18 protein-coding genes and 5 tRNA genes are annotated in these 22521 nt (G+C 36.6%); 9 read left to right on the forward strand and 14 right to left on the reverse strand.

Annotated features, from left to right (window positions below):
* The first annotated feature begins 279 nt into the window (after positions 1–279).
* The gene (locus BZG01_RS06585; protein WP_180327240.1) at positions 280–1452 is read left to right on the forward strand and encodes an MFS transporter; all 1173 of its coding nucleotides are present in this window, start codon (positions 280–282) and stop codon (positions 1450–1452) included.
* A gap of 15 nt (positions 1453–1467) precedes the next feature.
* On the opposite strand, the gene BZG01_RS06590 is transcribed toward BZG01_RS06585, so the two are convergent.
* A complete protein-coding gene (locus tag BZG01_RS06590) occupies positions 1468–2235 on the reverse strand; it encodes an MBL fold metallo-hydrolase (protein ID WP_245870291.1) in 768 nt (255 codons plus the stop codon).
* Positions 2236–2277: 42 nt separating this feature from the next.
* Positions 2278–3204, reverse strand: coding sequence for a bile acid:sodium symporter family protein (locus BZG01_RS06595; protein WP_101309038.1), 927 nt, complete (start codon positions 3202–3204; stop codon positions 2278–2280).
* A 157-nt stretch (positions 3205–3361) separates the two neighbouring features.
* Here BZG01_RS06595 and BZG01_RS06600 point away from each other — a divergent pair, with 157 nt between their 5' ends.
* The gene (locus BZG01_RS06600) at positions 3362–4069 is read left to right on the forward strand and encodes an SAM-dependent methyltransferase (protein WP_101309039.1); all 708 of its coding nucleotides are present in this window, start codon (positions 3362–3364) and stop codon (positions 4067–4069) included.
* Positions 4070–4146: 77 nt separating this feature from the next.
* Here BZG01_RS06600 and BZG01_RS06605 read toward each other — a convergent pair whose 3' ends face one another.
* On the reverse strand, positions 4147–5175 hold the full coding sequence (locus tag BZG01_RS06605) for a DHH family phosphoesterase (protein ID WP_101309040.1): 1029 nt from the start codon (positions 5173–5175) through the stop codon (positions 4147–4149).
* Between the two features lie 215 nt (positions 5176–5390).
* On the opposite strand from BZG01_RS06605, the gene BZG01_RS06610 reads away from it, so the two are divergent.
* Complete coding sequence (locus BZG01_RS06610) at positions 5391–5810, forward strand: nucleoside-diphosphate kinase (protein WP_101309041.1); 420 nt, start codon at positions 5391–5393, stop codon at positions 5808–5810.
* A gap of 56 nt (positions 5811–5866) precedes the next feature.
* Here BZG01_RS06610 and BZG01_RS06615 read toward each other — a convergent pair whose 3' ends face one another.
* Together BZG01_RS06615 and recF are read right to left on the reverse strand one after the other, a co-directional pair.
* The gene (locus BZG01_RS06615; RefSeq protein WP_101259901.1) at positions 5867–6157 is read right to left on the reverse strand and encodes a DciA family protein; all 291 of its coding nucleotides are present in this window, start codon (positions 6155–6157) and stop codon (positions 5867–5869) included.
* Between the two features lie 5 nt (positions 6158–6162).
* Positions 6163–7263: a DNA replication/repair protein RecF gene (gene recF / locus BZG01_RS06620; protein WP_101309042.1), complete on the reverse strand. Its 1101-nt coding sequence runs from the start codon at positions 7261–7263 to the stop codon at positions 6163–6165.
* Positions 7264–7440: 177 nt separating this feature from the next.
* Between recF and BZG01_RS06625 the strand changes: the two genes are divergently transcribed.
* The 6 genes from BZG01_RS06625 (at position 7441) to BZG01_RS06650 (ending at position 9110) form a co-directional block, all read left to right on the forward strand.
* Positions 7441–8133 carry a tetratricopeptide repeat protein gene (locus BZG01_RS06625; protein ID WP_101309043.1) on the forward strand — a complete coding sequence of 231 codons (693 nt, stop codon included), beginning with the start codon at positions 7441–7443 and terminating at the stop codon, positions 8131–8133.
* A 464-nt stretch (positions 8134–8597) separates the two neighbouring features.
* A tRNA-Tyr gene (locus BZG01_RS06630) sits at positions 8598–8679 on the forward strand.
* 39 nt (positions 8680–8718) lie between these two features.
* Positions 8719–8791: transfer RNA gene (locus BZG01_RS06635), tRNA-Gly, on the forward strand.
* Positions 8792–8814: 23 nt separating this feature from the next.
* Positions 8815–8896 (forward strand) — tRNA-Tyr (locus BZG01_RS06640).
* A 45-nt stretch (positions 8897–8941) separates the two neighbouring features.
* Positions 8942–9014, forward strand: a tRNA-Gly gene (locus BZG01_RS06645).
* Between the two features lie 11 nt (positions 9015–9025).
* Positions 9026–9110: transfer RNA gene (locus tag BZG01_RS06650), tRNA-Ser, on the forward strand.
* 62 nt (positions 9111–9172) lie between these two features.
* Here BZG01_RS06650 and uxuA read toward each other — a convergent pair.
* The 9 genes from uxuA to BZG01_RS06695 form a co-directional block, all read right to left on the reverse strand.
* Positions 9173–10378, reverse strand: coding sequence for a mannonate dehydratase (uxuA, locus tag BZG01_RS06655; protein ID WP_101309044.1), 1206 nt, complete (start codon positions 10376–10378; stop codon positions 9173–9175).
* Between the two features lie 10 nt (positions 10379–10388).
* Positions 10389–11195, reverse strand: coding sequence for an SDR family oxidoreductase (locus BZG01_RS06660; RefSeq protein ID WP_101309045.1), 807 nt, complete (start codon positions 11193–11195; stop codon positions 10389–10391).
* Positions 11196–11249: 54 nt separating this feature from the next.
* Positions 11250–11888, reverse strand: coding sequence for an NUDIX hydrolase (locus BZG01_RS06665; protein ID WP_101309046.1), 639 nt, complete (start codon positions 11886–11888; stop codon positions 11250–11252).
* A gap of 208 nt (positions 11889–12096) precedes the next feature.
* The gene (locus BZG01_RS06670) at positions 12097–13722 is read right to left on the reverse strand and encodes a glycoside hydrolase family 43 protein (protein WP_101309100.1); all 1626 of its coding nucleotides are present in this window, start codon (positions 13720–13722) and stop codon (positions 12097–12099) included.
* Between the two features lie 40 nt (positions 13723–13762).
* The gene (locus BZG01_RS06675; RefSeq protein WP_218973030.1) at positions 13763–15703 is read right to left on the reverse strand and encodes a sialate O-acetylesterase; all 1941 of its coding nucleotides are present in this window, start codon (positions 15701–15703) and stop codon (positions 13763–13765) included.
* Positions 15704–15771: 68 nt separating this feature from the next.
* Positions 15772–16743 (reverse strand): glycoside hydrolase family 43 protein, encoded by a 972-nt coding sequence (locus BZG01_RS06680; protein ID WP_245870293.1) that lies wholly within the window; start codon positions 16741–16743, stop codon positions 15772–15774.
* 121 nt (positions 16744–16864) lie between these two features.
* On the reverse strand, positions 16865–17998 hold the full coding sequence (locus BZG01_RS06685) for an endo-1,4-beta-xylanase (RefSeq protein WP_101309047.1): 1134 nt from the start codon (positions 17996–17998) through the stop codon (positions 16865–16867).
* Between the two features lie 95 nt (positions 17999–18093).
* Positions 18094–19563 (reverse strand): MFS transporter, encoded by a 1470-nt coding sequence (locus tag BZG01_RS06690; RefSeq protein ID WP_101309048.1) that lies wholly within the window; start codon positions 19561–19563, stop codon positions 18094–18096.
* 745 nt (positions 19564–20308) lie between these two features.
* Complete coding sequence (locus tag BZG01_RS06695; protein ID WP_101309049.1) at positions 20309–22495, reverse strand: endo-1,4-beta-xylanase; 2187 nt, start codon at positions 22493–22495, stop codon at positions 20309–20311.
* Positions 22496–22521: the final 26 nt, after the last annotated feature.

Here is a 22521-nt window from a genome sequence, read left to right on the forward strand (position 1 = left end):
TCTTCTTATTATACTACAGCTCACATAACCAACTACTCACCTTCTAAATTTACACAAAATATCTTCGCCATCATCACCATTTAATTCAGTTTTACAAACAGCCCGATTGAATGCAAAAAATATAAGTTCCGTTGGCTTTACCAATAGATATACTACTCTATATGAACGACAAAGCCATTCCATTAGCCTCTGCAAGAAATACAATGAAGATCAAATAATCAAGAATAAAGGCTTTTCTATTTCGAATGTGCGAGTATCTTTGCAACTCAAATTGAAGCAATGACAAGATCTATTTCCGGAAATATCCCCAAACTGTATTTGATTAAAATTGCCAAGTGGTTTATGCTCACCATGCCCATTATTGTTCTCTTTTATCAGGAGAATGGTTTGAGTATGCAGGATGTGCTAACCCTTAAGGGAATTTATTCAGTAGCAGTTGTGGCTCTGGAAATTCCATCGGGGTATATTGCTGATGTTTGGGGTAGAAAAAAGTCTTTGATCTTAGGTTCTATTCTGGGTTGTTTGGGATTTGCAGTCTACTCGTTTAGCTCAGGATTTAATGGATTTTTAATTGCAGAATTAATATTGGGCGTTGGCAGCAGCTTTATATCCGGTTCCGATTCAGCTATGCTTTATGATAGTCTGCTTAAAATGAATAAGGAAAAAGAATATCTAAAACAGGAAAGCAGAGTGATGTCGGTTGGGAATTTTGCGGAAGCTCTTGCTGGAATTGCCGGTGGCAGTTTGGCTTTAATCAGCCTGAGAACGCCCTTCATTTTTCAATCATTCATTGCGTTCATTGCCATTCCTGCCTCCATTCTATTAGTCGATCCAAATCAGAATTCAATAAAATTAAAAGTTGGATTCAATCATATTCTTGGCATTGTAAAATTCTCGCTTTGGGACAATGCCAAATTACGCTGGAATATTGTTTTTTCATCGGTTATTGGATGTGCAACACTAACACTTGCCTGGTTCATTCAACCCTATCTGCGGGATTTAAACATGGAAGTCAGCACCATTGGAGTAATCTGGACTCTTTTGAACCTAACCGTGGGAATTACAGCACTTTCAGCACATAAAGCGGAGGAATATCTTGGAAAAACAGGGACTTCTGTTTTTATTGTCATAGGAATCTCGGGAGGTTTTATACTAACTGGCTGGTTCAATTCATTGATTGGTGTTGGCGTCCTTTTCTTTTTCTATTTTGTGCGTGGAATTGCAACTCCTGTTTTAAAAAACTACATCAATCAAATTACTGAATCGGAAATGAGAGCAACGGTACTCTCAGTCAGGAATTTTATCATTCGAATTTGTTTTGCCATTATTGGTCCTTTTTTGGGATGGTACACCGACCATTTCAACCTTTCATCAGCCTTACTGCTTGCTGGAACAATCTTTTTTGTTCTGGGCGGAATAAGTGTGATTTTCATGACTAAGGCGGAGAAATAGAATTCTTTCAATTAATTATCCTACCTCTATCTCCAACTCGTCGTAAGCCAAAAATACATTATCAGGTAATTCAGCTTCCACCTCATCATGAAAACCCATTTGGTGACTAATGTGAGTAAAATAGGCCTTTTCAGGCTTTAGTTCTTTCACAATATCCAATGCCTCAGAAAGAGTATAGTGCGAAATGTGTGTTTCTTTTCGAAGAGCATTCAGAACCAAAACCTTTAAACCTTTTAATTTCTCTTTTTCTTCCGGAGAAATATAGTTCGCATCAGTAATGTAAGCCAAATCCCCAATTCGAAAACCATAAACAGGGAGTTTCAAGTGCTTCACCCGAATAGGTTGTATGCTTGTGCCATTAATATGAAAAGTTTCGCCAGTCACATCGATCAAGTTCATCTGAGGAATTCCCGGGTATTTAAATTCAGCAAAAACGTAAGAAAATTCTTTTTTTAAAGATTCCTGTACACGCTTTTCGGCATAAATGGAAACTGCTTTTTTATTCACCCAGTTAAATGCACGAATATCGTCTAAACCAGCTGTGTGATCTTTGTGTTCATGCGTAAAGATAATTGCAGAAATATTCTCAACTTTTGCACGCAGCATCTGATATCTAAAATCGGGTCCGCTGTCAATCACCAAATTCTGACCATCAACATTTATCAACACTGAAGAACGCAGCCGTTTATCTTTGTGATTTTTTGACTGACAAACCGGACATTTACAGGCAATAATAGGAACCCCCTGAGAAGTTCCTGTTCCTAAAAAAGTTAATTTCACCATATTGTATTTCTAATTCGAATTCCCTTACCTGATTGATCAAGATTACTTACTTGAATCCCTTAACTCTTTTCGAATAGACAGATAAAGCAAATATGCCAGTACAAAAACGGCCATTACTGCTGAAGGAATTGCTGCTTCTTCTCCAAATAATGTTAAAGCCGTAACAACTGCAAAACCTGAACTTTTAATCGTAACCAAAAGATTCTGAGTTATCGCTGCCGGAGCTTTAATTCCAAGTTTACGACTAAACAGTTCATAAATCCATCCCAAACCAAAAATCCCAAGAAAAAGTACCAGAGACACCAGTAAGAGTACATCAAAATTAGAAAAAAATACTTGTCTATTTAAGCCAACAGCAGTAAAAATAATCAGAGCAAATCCCCAATCAACAATTTTACCTCTCACCTTTTCTATTGTTGGTTTAATGGGTTGCCAAAGCAGCAGTCTTGAAATTAGCAGGGGAACTAAAACAAGTTGAACCATAGTAATGAATAAATCGAGCGGATTAATCCCTCCATCAATATTTGAAAACAAACCAACAATTAGCGGTGCAAAAAACAAGGACGAAATAAAAGCTCCTAAAGTTCCGACTATGGCATACTTTAAATCACCATCCAATATATGTGAGAAAGGAATCACAGCAACACCTGGCGGTGTAGAAGCAATCACCACAAACCCCAGAAAAAGCTCAGGCGTTGGCATCAACCAATACGACAATGCAATGATTACAGCTCCAAATACCACATAATTCAAAAACGATCCCATCAGCATTGGCAGTATCATCTGCTTTAAAGGAAACATGGCTTTTGTAGAAATTCCAGTGGTTGAAAAGGTCATTACGATTGCTAAAATATAAAAAGTATACTCTTTTAACAGACTCGCCCAATCGCCAATCAACAATCCTAAAACGACAGCAAGAACCAAAATAAAGTTTCGATTTAATATTATTTTACTTGCAATTTGTGTCATATTATTATAAATATTATCAATTACCTGCAAAGATGTAATAAATCAAGATAAGTTCAAAACTATTCAGAATGATTACAGATAACAAGATTGCATTTGACAAGCGACCATTTAAAGAGTAACAGACTTATTTTGTACATTTGCCGAAAATATATCATTTATGAAAGGCAAACTTTTTTTAATCCCAACTACTTTGGGAGATACAGAAATCGATCAGGTAATACCAAATAACATTCAACAACTGATTCCGGATATTAAACACTTTATTGTAGAAAACATAAGGACAACACGTCGTTATCTTAAAAAAGTGAATCAGGATATCAATATCGATGAGCTTACCTTTTATGAATTAAACAAACACACCTCTCCAAAAGACATCTCAACTTATTTGGACGCTATTTCCGATCACGACATGGGGATTATTTCGGAAGCCGGATGTCCTGGTGTTGCTGATCCCGGAGCCGATGTTGTAAAAATTGCCCATACTAAAAACATACAGGTAGTTCCATTGGTTGGACCTTCCTCCATATTACTTTCTTTAATGGCATCTGGTTTTAACGGACAAAACTTTGCCTTTAATGGATATTTACCTATCCCGAGCGACGAGAGAAGCAAGAAAATTAAACATCTGGATCACCGTTCGCTAAGTGAAGGTCAAACACAAATGTTCATTGAAACTCCTTTCCGAAACATGAAAATGCTTGAAGATTTACTTCAAAATTGCAGTCCGGCCACTAAACTTTGTATTGCTGCCGATATCACACTTGAATCGGAATACATCAAAACCATGTCGGTACAGGCATGGAAAAACAATCTGCCGGATTTACACAAAAGACCTGCTATCTTTTTGATCCACAGAGAAAAATAAAAAAAAAACAGCGCAGATTCATTAATCTGCGCTGTAAATTTTACAACTTCTTAAAACAAAAAATCAAATCAGTTTCTTTACAAGCTATTATAAAATTCAGGCAAAACCTTTTTGAATTGATCAATTGCTTCCTTTAATGACTTCTCGGTTCTGCCGCCAGCAGCATTTATATGCCCGCCCCCATTAAAATAATCTCTGGCAACCCTGTTTATAGGAACATCACCTTTCGATCGGAAAGATATCTTAACGACATCATCTTTTTCAATAAAAATTACAGAAACAAGCATCCCCTGAATGGAAAGAGGATAATTCACAAATCCTTCTGTATCGCCATCCTTATAGTTAAATCGAACTAAATCTTCCTTTGTTAATGTAATAATGGCTGTATTGAATTCGGACAAAACTTCTAACCCCTGATCCAAACAATGTCCTAATAACTTCATCCTGTCCGGAGAAAAATTATCGTAGATATTCGAATGAATTTTACTTTTGTCAATTCCTTTTGCAAGTAAACTCCCCACCACCTGATAAGTTCTTGGCTGAGAGGAATTGTAACTTAAACCTCCTGTATCAGTAATAATTCCGGTATAGATACATTCCGAAATTGATTCATCAATCATGTCTTCATCACCTAAAGCTTCAATAAATTCATACATCATTTCGCAGGTAGAACACATTTGAGTATCCGAAAACATCAAATCAACAATTTGTTCAGGTTCAGGATGATGATCAATCATGATTTTTTTTGCAGTTGCCTTCTCCAGCACTCCTTCCAAATCGCCTGAGCGCTTAAATGAATTATGGTCTACAATAAAAATAAGGTCAGATGAATTAATATACTCCTCAGCCTTTTTCTTTCCATTGGTATAAATCCAAACATCAGAATTTCCAGGCAGCCATTTTAAGAAAACGGGATAAGCACTTGGGCTGATTATTTGTGCCTGTTTTCCTTTCTTTATCAAATACTGATGCAAGGCTAACGAAGATCCAATAGCATCACCATCGGGACCCGAATGCGGTATAATTGAAATTTTTGCACACTCATTAAGCAATATTTCCGCTTCCTTAATCAGCTCAGCATCAATTCTATTTTGCAAATTATTCATTCTATTTCTCTTGTAATAATTATTATAAGCTGGTAAAGATACAATAGATCGTTAGATTTTAGATATGGAAGCAGTATAGATTTACGAATCATTTGCCGAGCATGAGGAATACTTTGAAGAATTAAATTCTCAATTACCTGTTTTGTTAAATGAACAGTTGCACAAGTGCTCAGAATCATTATTTTTGTATTCGAAACATTTAACTATACACATATATGAGAAGCGATAGAACCTTTACCATGATAAAACCGGATGCTGTTGCAAACGGACATATCGGAGCTATTCTGGCAAAAATTAATGAAGCAGGATTCCGCATTGCTGCCATGAAATACACCAAAATAACTAAAGATCAAGCTAAGAAATTTTATGAGGTTCATCAGGAGAGACCATTTTATGAGGATCTTACCGATTTTATGAGCTCGGGAACAATTGTAGCTGCAATTCTTGAAAAAGATAACGCTGTTGCTGATTTCAGAAAATTAATCGGTGCAACCAATCCTGCTGAAGCTGAAGAAGGAACAATTCGTAAAGAATTTGCAGAATCGATGTCGCGCAATGCCGTTCACGGATCGGACAGTGATGAAAATGCTTGTATTGAAGGAGCTTTTCATTTCTCAGGAACTGAGATATTTTAATCTGTAAATTTTAAAAATACAGGGCGCATTAGGGTCATCTTAGTGCGTCTTTTCTTTTACCGAACAATAATCTCATCGATAATGTTCGCCTGCACTTCCCTGTTTAAAGCTCGCATTAGGCCTTCACGAATCATTAGCAGTTCATTTCTAATTACTGATGAGCGCACTTTTACAAATAGCTTTCGATTACGAATGTAAATATCAGTAGTAGCATTGGCAACCGTTTTACCAATCACTTTCTCCCACGAATTAACCAATTCATACTCTTTCAAGCGCCCGTCCAGATTGCTTTCCTTAAGTACCTGCCGAATTAATTCATCTATTTTTTGTGTTTGGCTTCTTCTCATTTTATTTAGCTTACAATGGCTCCTTTATCAATTACAAACAGTTGGTACTCCTGCTCCATTCCCGAAAGTATTTCGTTCAAATGATCACGATTGGTATCGGATATAAAGATTTGACCAAAACGATCTTCAGAAACCAATTTTACAATCTGCTCTACCCGCTGCGAATCCAATTTATCGAAAATATCATCGAGCAAAAGTATCGGATTAAATCCGGCAATTTGCTTGATAAAATCGAATTGTGCGAGTTTTAAAGCAATCAGATAAGTCTTTTGCTGTCCCTGAGAACCCATCTTTTTAATAGGATATCCACCCAGAGTTAATTCCAAATCGTCCTTATGAATTCCTACTGTGGTATACTGAGATACCTGATCTTTCCAACGGGCATTTATCAGCAGATCACGTAATGAGTTATCATGTAAAAGTGATTTATAATCCAAATTTACAGTTTCATTCCCTAAAGAAATCATCTGATAGTACTCCTGAAAAACAGGCATTAGCTTATTCAAAAAATCCTTTCTCTTTTCATAAATAGATGTTCCCAGCACAATCATCTGTTCGTCCCAAATACTTAGAGTATCTTCATCGAATCTGCTTCCTGATGCAAAATCTTTCAGCAATTTATTTCGTTGCTGCAAAACACGATTGTAACGAATTAAATCTTCCAGGTATTTACGATCATATTGTGAAATTACACTATCCATATACCTGCGTCGCTCCTCACTCCCATCCGTAATCAAACTGGCATCTGCCGGAGAAACCATTACAATAGGCAATAAACCAATGTGTTCCGAAAGTTTTTTATATTCCTTTTTATTCCTTTTAAAATTCTTCTTCTGCCCGCGCTTTACACCGCAATACACAAGCTCATTTAATTCTTTTCGTCGGTAAGTTCCTTCCAGCACCATAAACTGTTCATTATGATTGATATTTTGCTGATCACTCACAGAAAAATATGACTTACAGAAACTTAAATAATACACCGCATCCAGCAAATTGGTTTTTCCCATTCCATTATTCCCAATAAAACAATTGATTTTTGGTGAAAAATTCAATTCCAAATCAAGTATGTTTTTATAATTTAAGAGGGATAATTTTTCCAGATGCATGTATAAATGGATTTAGATGACTGTTGCAAAATTACTAAATTAAATCAATTTGGATTTACTTATTTAGTTCTATAATATTCTAAATTCCTATCTTCATTTTTTACAGAAAAAATGTCTGATATTTCGTAAAAAAAATTACATTTGCGTTAGAAAAAATAAAACTAATAATATTTGAGCATGTCAAAAAATAAAAACAATCAGGTATCTGAAGATAATTTTGAAAATTTAGAAGAAGCGTTAAGCAAAACCGAACAATATATTGAGAAAAATCAGAAAAAACTGTCCACTATTGCTTTTGTAATAATTCTTTTGGCTGTAGGAGTTTTTGCTTATCAAAAATACTATAAAGCTCCTCTTAATGAGCGTGCTCAAAATCAGTTGTTTCAGGCTCAAAGATATTTCGAGAAGGATTCATTTAATTTTGCATTGAACGGAGATGAAAATTATCCTGGGTTTTTGGATATTATTGATGAGTTTAGCTCAACTCCGGCAGGAAATATTTCAGAATATTATGCTGGTATTTCTTATTTAAGAATGGGCGAATTCCAAAATGCAGTTGATTATTTAGAAAAATTCAGTTCGGATGATTTCTTACTTAGTGCTCTTGCAAAAGCGGCTATAGGAGATGCTTATATGGAATTAGGAGATACTAAAAAAGCAGCTTCAAATTATATGGATGCCAGTTCTTTTAATACGAATGATTTCACAACACCTATCTATTTGCAAAAAGCAGGACTTGCTTACGAAATGTTAGGTGAGTACAATAAAGCACTAACTGCTTACGAAACTATTGAACAAGACTTTTCTAAATCAGCAGAAGCCCGTGATGTTGAAAAATACATCACAAGAGCTAAGTCGATGATAAAGTAAAACAAACTCAAAATATAAAAACGGAGGCTAAACAATAGTCTCCGTTTTTTTTTGCTCTTTTTCTAAAATACAAACTGATAAGAATTGCTATTTACAAGAATAGAAAGCGCAGGAAAAGACTTACAAGTATAAATCAACGTTCTGCTCCGTTCACAATTCTTTACTCTTTAAACAGCCTTAAAAGAGTACACCTCTTAATATCTCCATCAGAAAATTTACAAAAGCAAAATTAGCTTAAATTCAATTTTCAGATCGTAATAAAACCAGTCCTATTTCATAAAAAATCGACGACTCAAATTTCTAAGAGAATTATATTGAAAAAATATTTCATAGGAAATCAAACACTTACATAAATATTTCATTTTTTTTGAAAAAAAAACGCAGGCACCCCTTGTATTTTGTAGTAAAGCTCCTATATTTGCATCCGCAATCAAGAAACAAAGTTCTTTACATACATTGCATTTGGGGAGATACCAAAGTGGCCAACTGGGGCGGACTGTAACTCCGCTGACTTCGTCTTCGTAGGTTCGAATCCTGCTCTCCCCACTTTAAATTTTAACCAAGGAACAAACGTGTTTCTTGCATGCGGGAATAGCTCAGTTGATAGAGCATCAGCCTTCCAAGCTGAGGGTCGCGAGTTTGAGTCTCGTTTCCCGCTCACTTTTTTTGAAATTATTATTTGGGGAGATACCAAAGTGGCCAACTGGGGCGGACTGTAACTCCGCTGACTTCGTCTTCGTAGGTTCGAATCCTGCTCTCCCCACTTTGATTTCGATTGAGAATGCTCAATCCTTATGAGATCATTAATGCGGGAATAGCTCAGTTGATAGAGCATCAGCCTTCCAAGCTGAGGGTCGCGAGTTTGAGTCTCGTTTCCCGCTCAATTATTATTGGAGAGATGGCAGAGTGGTCGAATGCGGTAGTCTTGAAAACTATTGTGCGGCAACGTACCGGGGGTTCGAATCCCTCTCTCTCCGCAATTTGGGAATCATCCTAAACTAAAAGACTGTAAATCAATTGATTTACAGTCTTTTTTTATCTACTCTATAAATGATTCAATTCCTGTCATTAAACCATCTAACTCAGCCAAGCCCTTTAACCTACCAATTAATGGATAACCAGGATTGTACTGATGTTCGTAATCTGAAAGTATTTTTATTCCGTGATCGGGACGAACCGGCATGCGCACATCTTCCCGTCCTTCGGCTATCCGGCGTTTCTGCTCTTTTAATAAAGCACTAATTATTTTCACCATATTCTGGCTTCCCGAGATATGACCTGACTCATAAAAGCTGCCATCTTCAAGCATTTGAGTATTACGCAAATGAACAAAATGAATGCGTTCTGAAAACCTCTCAATAATATGTGGTAAATCGTTTTCTCTGCGTGCTGACAAAGATCCGGCACAAAAAGTGATCCCATTATTTACTGATTTATTTGCTTCAAAAAGCCACTCGTAATCCTCCTCTTGCCCGATAATTCGAGGAAGACCCAAAACAGGAAATGGAGGATCATCAGGATGAATAGCAAATCGCACTCCTACTTCCTCAGCTACAGGGATAACGTCATCCAGAAACATCTTCAAATTACTGCGCATCGAATTTTTATCTTGTCCTCGATACTTCTCAATAAACTGCAGAAAAAGTGCTTTTGGATCCGTTACAGAACCATCAATCAAACCATCAATAAATCCTTGAGTAACTACAATAATGTTGTAAGCGAGCTCTTCGGCCTCCTCTTCCGACATTGATTCGTATGCCTTAGTTGCAGCTTCCACAATCTCTTGTGGATAATCCTTCACTGCATCGGGTCTTTTTAGGATGTAGATATCAAAAGCTACAAAAGTGGGGAAATCAAAATACATGGATTCACCACCATTGTCCAGCTTGTAATGAAGATTAGTACGGGCCCAATCGAGCACCGGCATGAAATTATAACAGATTGTATCAATTCCACACCCGCCCAAATTCCGAACAGATTGCTTATAATTTTCAATTAAACGGGGATAATCCTCCGAATGCAGTTTTATCCCTTCGGATACAGGTAAACTCTCTACCACACTCCATCGCATTCCTTTGGATTCTATCAATTCCTTCACTTTATGAATCTCAGCTCTTTCCCAAATTTCCCCGTTGGGGATGTGGTGTAAAGCTGTAATTACACCTTCAACCCCCATCTGAACCAACATATCCAACGTAATTGGATCTTTAACACCAAACCAACGCCAAGTTTTTTCTAATGCCATAATCTACGATTTATACACCACTGAATGAGCTAAAACCTCCATCAACAGGCAATATCACACCTGTGATAAAGGATGCTGCATCAGAGCATAAAAATTGAACTGCTCCATTTAATTCTTTAATATCCCCAAATCGTCCCATTGGCGTGCGTGCCAATACTTTCTCACTTCTTTCAGTATATGAACCATCCGGGTTAATTAATACATTCCGGTTTTGATCTCCAATAAAGAAACCCGGGGCAATTGCATTTACACGAATTTTTTCGCTGAACTTCGTTGCCATTTCCATGGCCATCCACTGAGTGAAAATATTGATTCCTGTTTTAGCTACGGAATATCCCAAAACACGGGTAATTGCAGAATAAGTTGCCATTGATGAAATGGTTATGATACTGCCTTCCCCTTGTTCAGACATTGCTTCGCCAAAAACAAGACTTGGATACACAGTTCCATTCATATTGAGGTTATTTACTTTCTCAAAATCCTCAATTTTCATATCGAAAACAGTTTGTTGCTCGGTAAGTGTTGCTCCGGGCAAATTACCACCAGCTGCATTTACTAAAATGTCAACCTTTCCCCATTTTTTAATGATTATTTCCCGAGCTTGTTTGAGCTCATCCATGCTTAAAACACTGGATACAAAACCAATGGCCTCACCACCCAATTCTTCCAACTCCTTTACCCGGTTGTTTACATTTTCTTCCCGGATATCCAGTATGGCAACTTTTACCCCTGCATTAATTAAACTACGGGCAATACTTCCTCCTAATACGCCCCCTCCACCGGTTACTACGGCAACTTTTCCTTTAATTTCAAACATCGTTTAATTTATTTTTAACGTATATTGTACGTTATATCATTTGTATAAATTTTTTTAGCTATTTTCTTTTAATCGATATAAAAAAGCAGGACGCTGTTTTCCACCAATTGTTTTTTCATTCAGTTTTTCAACCAGTCCCTGAACCATTACTTTTTTTCTGAAATTTCTATTGTCAATTGTCTGCTGCAGAAAAGTTTCATACAAGTCCTGCATTTGATTGAGCGGAAATTTTTCAGGCAATAAATTAACTAAAATTGGTTTTCTCCAAATTTCGTCCTTTAACCACTTTAAAGAATATGCTATCATTGCATTGTGGTCGAAAGGCAATTTTTTAAGATTATTCGTTTTACTCCACTTGATTCTTTTCGCATGCGCTCCTGCTATCAATTCAAACTGCTCAGGTTTTACCAAAGCACAATACAATATTGAAATAACTCTGCGATCAGGATACCGATTGGTTTCACCAAACAAGCCTACTTGTGATAAAAAAAGATTTAACATACCCGTTAACTCGTTAAGTAACCTATGGGCAGCATCATCAATATTTTCATCGATATAAATATTTCCACCCGGAAGTGACCATTCATTATATTCAGGCTCCTTATCTCTTTTTATTAATAAGACCTTCAATTCTCCATTCACGTAACCAAATATGGCACAATCAATTGAAACATTTAATAATATATCCCGCATGAAATAATTAGTTTGCGTACAATATACGTATATTGTTTGAATTTTTTAGAGACTCTCTAAAAAAAATAGCTATACCATTAGTAATGTGATTAATATAGCAACAACAATTACTCAACATAAAAAAATGGTTGTCCGCAGAACAACGAACAACCATACATTTTTAAAATTGAAATATTTGACAGAATCAATACAATTGACAGATTGCCAACTACTTTGCATCATACTCAAACCAATCAAATTCAGCCTTATTTGTTGACTCATGACCATTACTGCTGGTATAAAACCCAAGCATAGGCCCGGTAAAATCGGTACCGCTCTGACTAGCATTTACCGTAGCGTCCTGAATATCGCCAATAGGCTGAAGCGAGGTTTTATCCTTGCCAAAATAAAACTGATATTTTAATTTATTTGCTTTTAAACCCAAAATTAAATCCCCAGACATAACATTCTCTGTTGCAACCAGCATCTCTTCGCCCTCTTTAACACGATATAGTTTCACAACATTTTTACCCTGTTCTGATGTTTTTACTAATCTGAAATTACGTGCATTATTATAAACTGCGACAAAACCAGCCTCTTCATTATCGTTGGCAGGATTAAAATTCACTTTTGTAAAAGAATCAAAAGAAAATTCACTGATTCGCTGTGCCAATAATGAAGGTTGCTCAAGTTTAGTCATCATTTGAGGACGAGTATCCAAAGTAATTTTGCCTTTTGAAATATCAAACCATTTCTCATACGGCGTGCGCAGAAAAACCCATTTCAAAGCCAAATTATCATCATCAAAATCATCACGGACTGGATACGACTCAACTGGTGTCCAGGGTAAGTTTGGTCGTTTTTCCTCGAAACGTACTTTACCAACTCCACGATTAAACAATGGCCAACCATCTTCAAATTCCATTGGCACAAGATAAGTTTCACGACCCAACAAATTTTTTCCCCCGCACGAACGAACAGCTAACATTACAGCCCACCACTCATTATTTTGCGTTTGAACAATATCGCAGTGTCCAACTGCAGAAATGGGATAATCGCGTCCTAAATTACGATGTGTTAATACCGGATTAATGTTTGATGGTGTATATTTACCGTTTACTTTATCACTCTCAAAAACCGTAATGGCATGATTAAAACTTGTGCCACCTTCGGCAATCATCAACAGATAACGATCATTTATTTTATAAAGGTGTGGTCCTTCGCCCCAAACTGCATTTGTGGCATGACCAAAAGTGGCCTGAACCGGCTCACCTACAAGTTGTTTTGTCTCCAAATCGAGCTGCTGAATAAAAACGCCATTCTGACCTTCCCATTCACGTTTCCCTGAAATATTATGAGCTCCAACGTACCAACATGTACCATCATCATCCCAGAAAAGAGTAGGATCTATTCCTGGTGTATTTAACCAAACAGGATTACTCCAAAGTCCTGCCGGATCTTTTGCCGTAACGTAAAAATTACCTTTGCAACCTACACAAGTCGTTATCATGTAAAATAAACCATCGTGATAACGCAATGTAGGCGCAAAAATTCCTCTTGATGCACCCAAGCCTTCATTCAATTGCAATTGCTCCGGCCTATCCAACACATGGCCTATTTGTTTCCAGTTCACCAAATCTTTACTATGAAAAATCGGTACTCCGGGAAACCATTCAAAGGAAGAATTGACCAAATAGTAATCATCATCTACCCGACAAATTGATGGATCGGGGTAAAATCCTCTTAAAATTGGGTTCTCGTAAGTTTTATTCGTTTCTGTGGTATTTTCTTGTGCTCTAAGTCCTGTAATTACGAGCAAAAATAATATCATCAGTGAAAATACATTTTTCTTCATCAGCTTAATTTTGGTGATTAAAATTCTCAACATGTATCAACTACCAAGTATCTGTTCTAAAAGGAGAAGCAGGCAATTTCTCTTTATTAAACAAATTTGCACTCTCAGGATTATCTGCCCAAGCATATCGTACAGCTAATGGTTTTTTAACCTTATCGCTCCATACAATAACCTTATTGTCAACAATTTTTGCTTTTGCCCATACAAACTTTTTATCTTTTCCAGCAATAGCAAACTCCTTAAGCTCTCCTCCTCCTTTTACGATCAAACCGCTTCCAATTTGGTCAAAAGAAAGAATTACCTTGTTTTTTTCAACCTTCATAGATCGATACATGGGACCTGAATAAATAACATGATCGTCGCCATAAGCAATCCTTTTTGCAGCAAGAACCAATCTTTCACCTACATCCTTCTTATTAAGCGGATGAATATCATTCCACTCTCCAATATCAATAGTTACAGCCATTCCTGTATTTGGAACTGATAATGCTTTGAACTGAGCTTCTCTTAGCATTGCCCAATTACTCTCTGACGGCTGATCTTTAGGTGACATAAAATTAGGTAACTGAACACATAAAAAAGGAAAATCACCTTGCCCCCATTGCTTCCTCCAGTTTTTAATAAGAGATGATAACAGATGTTCATACTCATTGGGGCGACCAGTATTAGACTCTCCCTGATACCATACCGCACCTTTAATTTTGTAGTTCAATAATGGAGCAATCATTGCATTGTATAAGCCTCCTGATTTCCATCTGATAAAAGTTGGTCCTTGTAAAGGCTCCATTGCCACTCCCAGTTTGTACTTCCATTCTCCTTTAAGATCTATTTGAAAATCATCGAATACGATTTGATATGGCTTACCGTCTACAAAACCACCTCTTCCACCATTACTGATCACACGAATCGAAAGCGTATTTTTTCCTTCAACCAATATTCCTGCAGGAATAGTATATCGACGTGGTGGGTATTGATAGCTGGTTGTTCCTATAAATTTTCCGTTTACAAAGACTGAATCAGCATCAATAATTCTCCCCATATTTAGTAAGCCCTCTTTGTTACAATATTCAGCAGGAATCTCAATTTCCTTTCGAAACCAAACTACACCATTCACATATCCCAACTTCCCATCAGCCCAATAACCAGGAATGGTCATGCTGCTCCAATCTGAGGTATTACTACCTTTAGCCCGCCAGTTTCCTTTCTGACCTTCGTCATTTACTGTTGATTTTTGATACCAATTGTTACTTCTACTATTATCACTTTGCTCAATTGAATCAATTACAGCTTGATTTTTAAATTTTTGCAATTCAGCATCATAAGACGGAAACTCTTTAAGTGCCTCCTCATTTAACCAAGCTTGCGCCGGAGAGCCACCTAAACTGCTGTTAATTATCCCAATAGGCACATTATATTCTGAATTTAATTTTTGGGCGAAAAAATAAGATACTGCAGAAATATTATTAATCGTGTTCTTATTAATATCTACCCAATTTCCATTTTGCAAATCATTTTTAACCGTGTTGAAATTATATTTCTTCGGCACTTCAAAATATCTGATGTTCCTGTTATCGGCTTTTGCAATCTCTTCCTTGTAAAGAGGACTCACTCTTCGCATAGGCAATTCCATATTGGACTGACCTGAACAAACCCAAACATCACCAACTAAAATATTTTTAAGATGAATCGTATCGCTTGCGCAGATATTCATTGCATAAGGGCCACCGGCTTTCTGTATCGGAAGCATAACAAACCATTCCCCTTTATCATTGGCAATGGTTTTATACAGAGAATCTCTGTAATTAACTGATACCTTCTCATTTTTCGCACTCCATCCCCAAATTTTGACTTCTGCACCGCGTTGAAGCACCAAACCATTTGAGATCAGTTTAGGCAAACGCAACTGCGCTGATACCATAAAAGGCATCAAAAACAGACTACCCAAAAGAATAAAAGAAAGAGCTCTTCGATTAAAATACATGCTGTAATTTTTTTTAACTTTATTTAGAAATTCAATTCTGTAATCTTGCTGCGATACAAATCATATGGTTATTCGGCCATTCCATCGATCGTTTTAATAGAACCATCTTCATTGTATTCCAACTCTGTAACTTTCATGCTGCGAAGCCATGTTTTTCCTCCAGAAGGTTTACTATCGTGATGAAACAGGTACCATTTCCCTTTAAATTCGCAAATAGAATGATGCGTAGTCCAGCCTACTACAGGTGTAAGAATCACTCCCTTGTAAGTAAAAGGGCCATAAGGTGAATCACCTACAGCATAACAAAGTAAGTGAGTATTTCCGGTTGAGTAGGAGAAATAATATTTACCATTGTACTTATGCATCCACGATGCTTCGAAGAAGCGACGATCATGATCTCCGGCTTTTAAAGGCTCTCCATTTTCATCCAAGATAACAAGGCTTTTAGGTTCTTCAGCAAATTCCAACAAATCATCAGACATTTTTACAACCCGAGCCGGTAATGAAGGCTCATCATCGGCAGGTTTGAAACCACACTCCTGTGCTTTATTGTTTAGGTAACGTTGCAACTGTCCTCCCCAAAGACCACCAAAATACATATAATGCTGACCATCCTCATCTTCAAAAACGGCAGGATCTATACTGTAACTTCCTATAATAGGGTGTCTTTCAGGAATAAAAGGTCCTTCGGGCTTATCGCTTACTGCAGCACCAATGCGGAAAATATCTGTTTTATCTTTTACCGGAAAATACAAATAATACTTACCGTTCTTATGAGCAACATCAGTATCCCACATCTGGCGACCGGCCCAAGGCACATCTTCCACATCCAAAGCCACTCCATGATCTGTTACTTCACCATCAATATCATCCATTGAGAATACATGATAATCGCGCATATCAAAATGATCACCATTATCATTTTCAGGAATACCTGATTCGATATCGTGAGATGGATAAATATATAGTTTTCCGTTAAATACGTGTGCTGATGGATCTGCGGTATATAAACCATCAACTAAATACCTTGGGTTCTTCATTATCTTATTTTTTTCAAGCTTTTTTACCAAGCTCTATTCATATTATTAAATCAATAGAATACGTGTATCGAATTCTTATTTAAATGACACTTTGGGATCAACTCTTTAACCAATAAACCGATTACAGATCTTCGTTAATTATTTTTTCAACAATTGGTTTTGCTTTATACTCTCTGTCAAATAAAAGAGGGAAATCAGTACGTCCTTTAACAGGCCAATAATTGCGCCATGACTGAGCATCAGCAACTCCCCAAAGGGTAACACGGCTAATTTTATCGCTATGTTTATAAAACAATTTGAAAAAATCCTGATAGCGCTCTGTAATTTTTATACTCATAGAATCAGGCAGTCCATTTGCATATGGGTCCAACTCCTTCTGAAATTCGAAATTTAAAGCTATATCGGCCCCAGCATTCATATTTGGCATAGGAAGAACAGTCAAATCCAGCTCAGTAACCATCACTTGAACACCCAATTCGGAAAAAGCCACTATGCTTTTCTCAAAATCCTCAATCGTAGGATCATCCATTGAGATGTGTCCTTGCATGCCAATACCATCAATTCTTACTCCTTGTTCCTGCAATGATTTCACCATAGCCACAACTCCTTCTCTTTTGCCCTTTTTCGCCATCGAGTAATCATTGTAGTAAAGCTCAGCTTCCGGATCTGCTTCATGTGCAAATTCAAATGCTAACTTAACAAAGTCTGCACCAATTATTTCGTAAAATTTACTTTTACGCCAGGTTCCATCATCCAAAACAGCTTCATTAACAACATCCCAGCCTTTTATAATTCCTTTATAACGACCTACCACTGTGTGTATATGACTTCTCATTCTTTCAATAAGAACATCTCTTGAGACATCATTTCCCTGCTTATCTACGAAAAGCCAATCTGGTGCCTGAGAATGCCAGATTAGAGTATGCCCCGTTATAAACAGCTTATTATCAAGTCCAAACCGGACAAATTTATCAGCCATATTAAAATCAAACTCACCTTCAATAGGTTGAACCACTTCACTTTTCATCACATTTTCAGCTACAACAGCATTAAAATGTTGTTTTATGATTTTTATGGCAGAGGTGTCAGCACCAACTATTTGGTCACTATTTAATGCTGTGCCTATATAAAACCTATCGCCAACAGCCATTTTTAATGATACTGGCTTTACTTCTGTTTTTGAACAACCATACAACATACTCAGTAGTAAAACCGAAAAAAAACCATAAATGCAAATTCGCCTTAATTGACTCATAAATTGTTTATTTTTTTATTTTTCATAAGCAAATAAAAACATCAACAGTTCTTATTGCCCGATACAATTAACCTGCCAGCAGACAATGTTAAAAACTATAATTCATTTCTTCGTTTGCTTAACGCATCCTCAATTTCTACTTCCTTCTTTTTATCAATCTTGTAGAAAAACAAGCATCCAATTGCAATAAAAAATGTAATAGTTGGGAATACGCTTAAAGAAAGTTTTATTCCATTAATTGTTTCAGGACTTTGAACATCAAGTAGATGACTATATCCATAACTTGCTAAAATTCCGGCCACTAAAGCTCCACCTACGCTCAAACCTGCCTTTAAACCAAATATCATTGCGGAAAAAATAATTGCAGTTGCCCTACGGTTATTTTTCCATTCGGAATAATCAGCCACATCGGCAATCATTGCCCATAACAGCGGTGTGGTAATGCCATAAAAGAAACCATGCAGTAACTGACTTATAAATACCAAAGCTATAGATTCCGGAGAATAAAAATAAAATAAAAGCAAACATAAAGTGGCAAGAAAAAGACTCACTCCAAATACATCCCTTTTGCCATATTTATCGGCCAAGCCCTTTGAAAACATAATACCAATAATCATGAAAATGATTCCTCCGGCATTAAAAAGACTAAAACCTGATGTTGCAACATCTTCGGGCCACAAGAAGCCCACAAAGCCCATATTTGACAACAGATTATTTAAACCACTAATAAAAGAATTAAAGCCAATATCATTTAAAAAAACCGCTAAATGTTGTTCACTTAAATAATTTTCGAAATAAAACACATACATACCGCCTTTCAGCGACAGCGTAATAAATACGAATACAGTAACAACAAGCATTACAATCCACGGCCTGTTTTTCATCAAATCTTTAACATCTTGTTTTACCGATGTTGTTTCTGTCTGAGTTGAAACCACACGTTCCTTTGTTGTTAAAAAAGTGATGATAAAAAAGACAATACCAACAAGTGCAAAAACTCCCATTACATTTTCAAAGCCTTTTGCCTTATCGCCGTCACCAAATATTAACACCAATGGCAATAATAAACCTTGAACTATGAACTGAGCTACCATTACTGCAGTAAAACGATATGATGAAATACTGTTGCGTTCTGCCATATTTCCTGTTAAAACGCCACTCAGAGCCGAGTAAGGTAAGTTATTGGCACTATAAAGTAGTACTAATAAGATATAAGTAATAAATGCGTATGCAATTTTACCTCCCGGACCAAACTGCGGCGTACTAAAGGCCAACAAGGCCATAAGCCCAAAAGGGATTGATGTCCAAAGAATCCATGGACGAAATTTCCCCCACCTTGTTTTGGTACGATCAGCAATAACACCCATTATCGGGTTAAAGCATGCTCCAATCATACCTCCCGAAAAAATAATTACGGAGGCTGTTCCTGCCGGAATCTTATACACATCGGTATAAAAGAAGGCCAAAAACGTCATCAACGTTTGAAAAATGAGGTTAGCAGCAAGGTCTCCTAAACTGTAGCCAATCTTTTCAACTACCGATACTTTATCTGATTTTAATGTCATTTTGTAATATTTAATACTGACTTTATTATTCGATGTTATTTATTAAAAAAGTGGCTCGTTATAAACTTCAATTGCTGTGCGAACCACCCAAAACTGTTAACCAAAAATACTTGTATTGAAATAAACTCTCGTAATGCTGTGTTACACAAATTTGTTAGTTTGTTACATCGTTTTCATTCCCGTTACATTTAATTTCATTTTGGTTACATCCTGTTTGTGGAACTTCTTTAAAGATCAAATTGTATAACTATTCACTGTCTGTTTGCAATATATTATATGCATAAAGTTCTTCCCGACATCGCTAATTTCAATTGGTACAACAATTGTGATTATTCAGTAAAAAAACCTATCTATCTTTTCCAGACATAGAAAAATCCGGTCTTTATAATTCCTGATTTTTGCCTGTCCAAGCCCTTTAGGCTTATTATGATGACCTTTAAGTTTATTGAATGTTATGCCTGCGATGTATTATTAATTTAGGCTGACTATCCGTTTAATAAAACAATTAATCACAATCTTCGTCGTACAGTAATATTCTTCTCCCATTCAAACAATCAATAAAAAGATCAAAAAAAAAGAATACTGAATCCAATTCGGTTATTGTTCATTTTAATTCCTTCTATCATTCCAGAATCAACTCACTTATTACTTACACTATTGGACACAGATTTATAGAATCCCCTCACAATCAGCATGTTAAGATACACATTGATTGTGAGGGATTACAATGAATTAATATTAGAAATTAGTATTCTAGTTCACCCGAGAAATCTTCACTTACATCGCGTCCTGCAAGACCATCACACACTCCCTTAAAAGCATGTTTTCGATTGTAATCCGCATCCCAAAGATTAGGTGATTCATCTGGAAGCCAATATTGATGTTCATCCTCATTATCGGAAACACCCCATATCGTTACTCCATATTGCTGTGCTGCAGGAATGTATTTCATGTACATATCCAAAACATATTGATACATGTCTGCCTGAGAAGCTTGTTGTGCTACCGTTGGATTCTTAGTTCCCAATCTCACATCCAGCTCCGAGACTTTAATCAATTTTCCACTAGCTGCTAGCTTTTGGAACATTTCTGCAATCTTATCACGATCGCTATTAATAGATATGTGCATTTGAGTTCCAATACCATCAACGATTGCCCCCTGGCTTTCAATGTACTCTACATAATCGATCAACCCTTCACATTTGGATATGCTAGACTCGAGATTATAATCATTGATAAAAAGCTTATCTGTTGCATTACCATTTTGGCGAGCTAAATTAAATGCAGTTACAGCATAGTCTTTTCCAAGGTATTTTACCCATGAGAAGTAATCACTTTCAGGATCAGTTTTATTCCCATCTCTAAGTGTTCCATCTTCTTTCATTGGTTCGTTCACTACATCCCATGCATGAATATTGTTTTTGTAATGAGTGACCATTCCGGTAATCCAATCTTCCATTGCATTTCCAATGATTTCCGATTTTTCCTCATCTGTTTTTTCAATGATAGTTGGGCCTGAATTACCTCCATCAGTAGCTCCTGTAGTAACAACTACATTATCTACATAATAAGTACCTTCAACACCTCCCAAATCAAAATTTAAACCTGTTTCTCCACCATCGGCAGTAAATACCCATTCTACATATTGCCATGTTGGAGATGTAGCTTGATCGCTCTGGTAATGTGCTGAACCAGTTGTAGAACAACGAACAGAACCTGCAGCTTCAGATTTTATAAAATAAGAAATAGTATATTCTTCGCCTGCAGTTAAGTTTGCAGTAAAATCAGAATGAATTTGTGTTTTCCACTGGCCTCCTGCACCACTATTAGCAGCATCAGCAATTATTTTCATAGCACCATTGCCTTCGTAAGCATCAGCAACATCAGCAAGACTTAATGCTGTATCACCACCATTCCACTTTGCCCATCCATCAATGCCTCCGTCAAATGTTCCATTAGCAATCATATTTACAACTTCAGGCACTGCATCCTGATCCACTACCTTAATATTATCAACATCAATTAAATATGTAACACCAGGCAAATAACCTAAATCAAAATTCACTTTGAATGTTACACCTGTAAAATCGTTCACAGTAAATTTCACCTGTTGCCATTGAGAGGTTGTTTCAAAAGCTTCTGTCCAACTACCACCTGTGTTATACCAATCCTTATAAGGATAGTTATTCTCTAAGCCGCTAAAAGAGATGCGGCCTTTACCTGCCTGATCTGATTTGATATAGAAAGAAACCTCATAAGTATGTCCACTTACAACAGGAATTTCTGGTGTTATTAGCTGTAGTTCATATGCTTGAGCAGATGAAGAACTTGCAATCATTTTAACCGCTTGTGAACTACTGGATAAACCAGAACCATCCTCAACAGTAATTCCATCTCCACTATTCCAGGCACCCCAACCTGCGAGCGTTCCATCTTTTAAACCTGATAAATCGAGTGAATTACTCCCTCCGGAAGCAGGGATTACTGTCGCTGCTATTAAACCATTCAAATAACTTGCATCTTGATTAGCATGCCAAACCAAGGTATGACCAAATACTGAAAGTCCGTTTCCAGTCACTTCTTCAAGAAATGAGTCAACCTTTTCAAATTGTATTTCTCCTTTAGCATCAACCATTGGTCCATGTTTCATATCGTATCCAACGGTAATTTCATCAAAGTTTGCATTTGTCAAATTATGATATGCTTCATTCTCCAGATACTGATTAAGACCGATTCCAACTCCAAGAGTAAATTCAGTATAGGTATTTAAGGCGTCATAACGGCTAATTTTTTCTACCAATCCCAAAGGCAGTTCCTCTGTTGTAACTTCACCATGTGTTGAATCTTTTTTCCAGTCCATTATTTGATCATCGCATGATGAAAAGACCGTTAAAACCACAGCGATTATAGGTAATAATTTTATGTATTTCATTTTTCTTTGTTTTAGAATAACACGAT

The organism is Labilibaculum manganireducens (assembly GCF_002843385.1).
Taxonomy (GTDB): Bacteria; Bacteroidota; Bacteroidia; order Bacteroidales; family Marinifilaceae; genus Labilibaculum; species Labilibaculum manganireducens.

Excerpts from the sequence above, each read along its gene's own strand:
- BZG01_RS06680 (WP_245870293.1), bottom strand. The coding sequence starts at position 16,743 with ATGAAGAACCCAAGGTATTTAGTTGATGGTTTATATACCGCAGATCCA.
- BZG01_RS06615 (WP_101259901.1), bottom strand. The coding sequence starts at position 6,157 with ATGAGAAGAAGCCAAACACAAAAAATAGATGAATTAATTCGGCAGGTA.
- BZG01_RS06670 (WP_101309100.1), bottom strand. The coding sequence starts at position 13,722 with ATGAAGAAAAATGTATTTTCACTGATGATATTATTTTTGCTCGTAATT.
- uxuA (WP_101309044.1), bottom strand. The coding sequence starts at position 10,378 with ATGGCATTAGAAAAAACTTGGCGTTGGTTTGGTGTTAAAGATCCAATT.
- BZG01_RS06675 (WP_218973030.1), bottom strand. The coding sequence starts at position 15,703 with ATGTATTTTAATCGAAGAGCTCTTTCTTTTATTCTTTTGGGTAGTCTG.
- BZG01_RS06610 (WP_101309041.1), top strand. The coding sequence starts at position 5,391 with ATGAGAAGCGATAGAACCTTTACCATGATAAAACCGGATGCTGTTGCA.
- BZG01_RS06585 (WP_180327240.1), top strand. The coding sequence starts at position 280 with ATGACAAGATCTATTTCCGGAAATATCCCCAAACTGTATTTGATTAAA.
- BZG01_RS06660 (WP_101309045.1), bottom strand. The coding sequence starts at position 11,195 with ATGTTTGAAATTAAAGGAAAAGTTGCCGTAGTAACCGGTGGAGGGGGC.
- BZG01_RS06690 (WP_101309048.1), bottom strand. The coding sequence starts at position 19,563 with ATGACATTAAAATCAGATAAAGTATCGGTAGTTGAAAAGATTGGCTAC.
- recF (WP_101309042.1), bottom strand. The coding sequence starts at position 7,263 with ATGCATCTGGAAAAATTATCCCTCTTAAATTATAAAAACATACTTGAT.
- BZG01_RS06600 (WP_101309039.1), top strand. The coding sequence starts at position 3,362 with ATGAAAGGCAAACTTTTTTTAATCCCAACTACTTTGGGAGATACAGAA.
- BZG01_RS06605 (WP_101309040.1), bottom strand. The coding sequence starts at position 5,175 with ATGAATAATTTGCAAAATAGAATTGATGCTGAGCTGATTAAGGAAGCG.
- BZG01_RS06590 (WP_245870291.1), bottom strand. The coding sequence starts at position 2,235 with ATGGTGAAATTAACTTTTTTAGGAACAGGAACTTCTCAGGGGGTTCCT.
- BZG01_RS06625 (WP_101309043.1), top strand. The coding sequence starts at position 7,441 with ATGTCAAAAAATAAAAACAATCAGGTATCTGAAGATAATTTTGAAAAT.
- BZG01_RS06665 (WP_101309046.1), bottom strand. The coding sequence starts at position 11,888 with ATGCGGGATATATTATTAAATGTTTCAATTGATTGTGCCATATTTGGT.
- BZG01_RS06685 (WP_101309047.1), bottom strand. The coding sequence starts at position 17,998 with ATGAGTCAATTAAGGCGAATTTGCATTTATGGTTTTTTTTCGGTTTTA.
- BZG01_RS06595 (WP_101309038.1), bottom strand. The coding sequence starts at position 3,204 with ATGACACAAATTGCAAGTAAAATAATATTAAATCGAAACTTTATTTTG.
- BZG01_RS06695 (WP_101309049.1), bottom strand. The coding sequence starts at position 22,495 with ATGAAATACATAAAATTATTACCTATAATCGCTGTGGTTTTAACGGTC.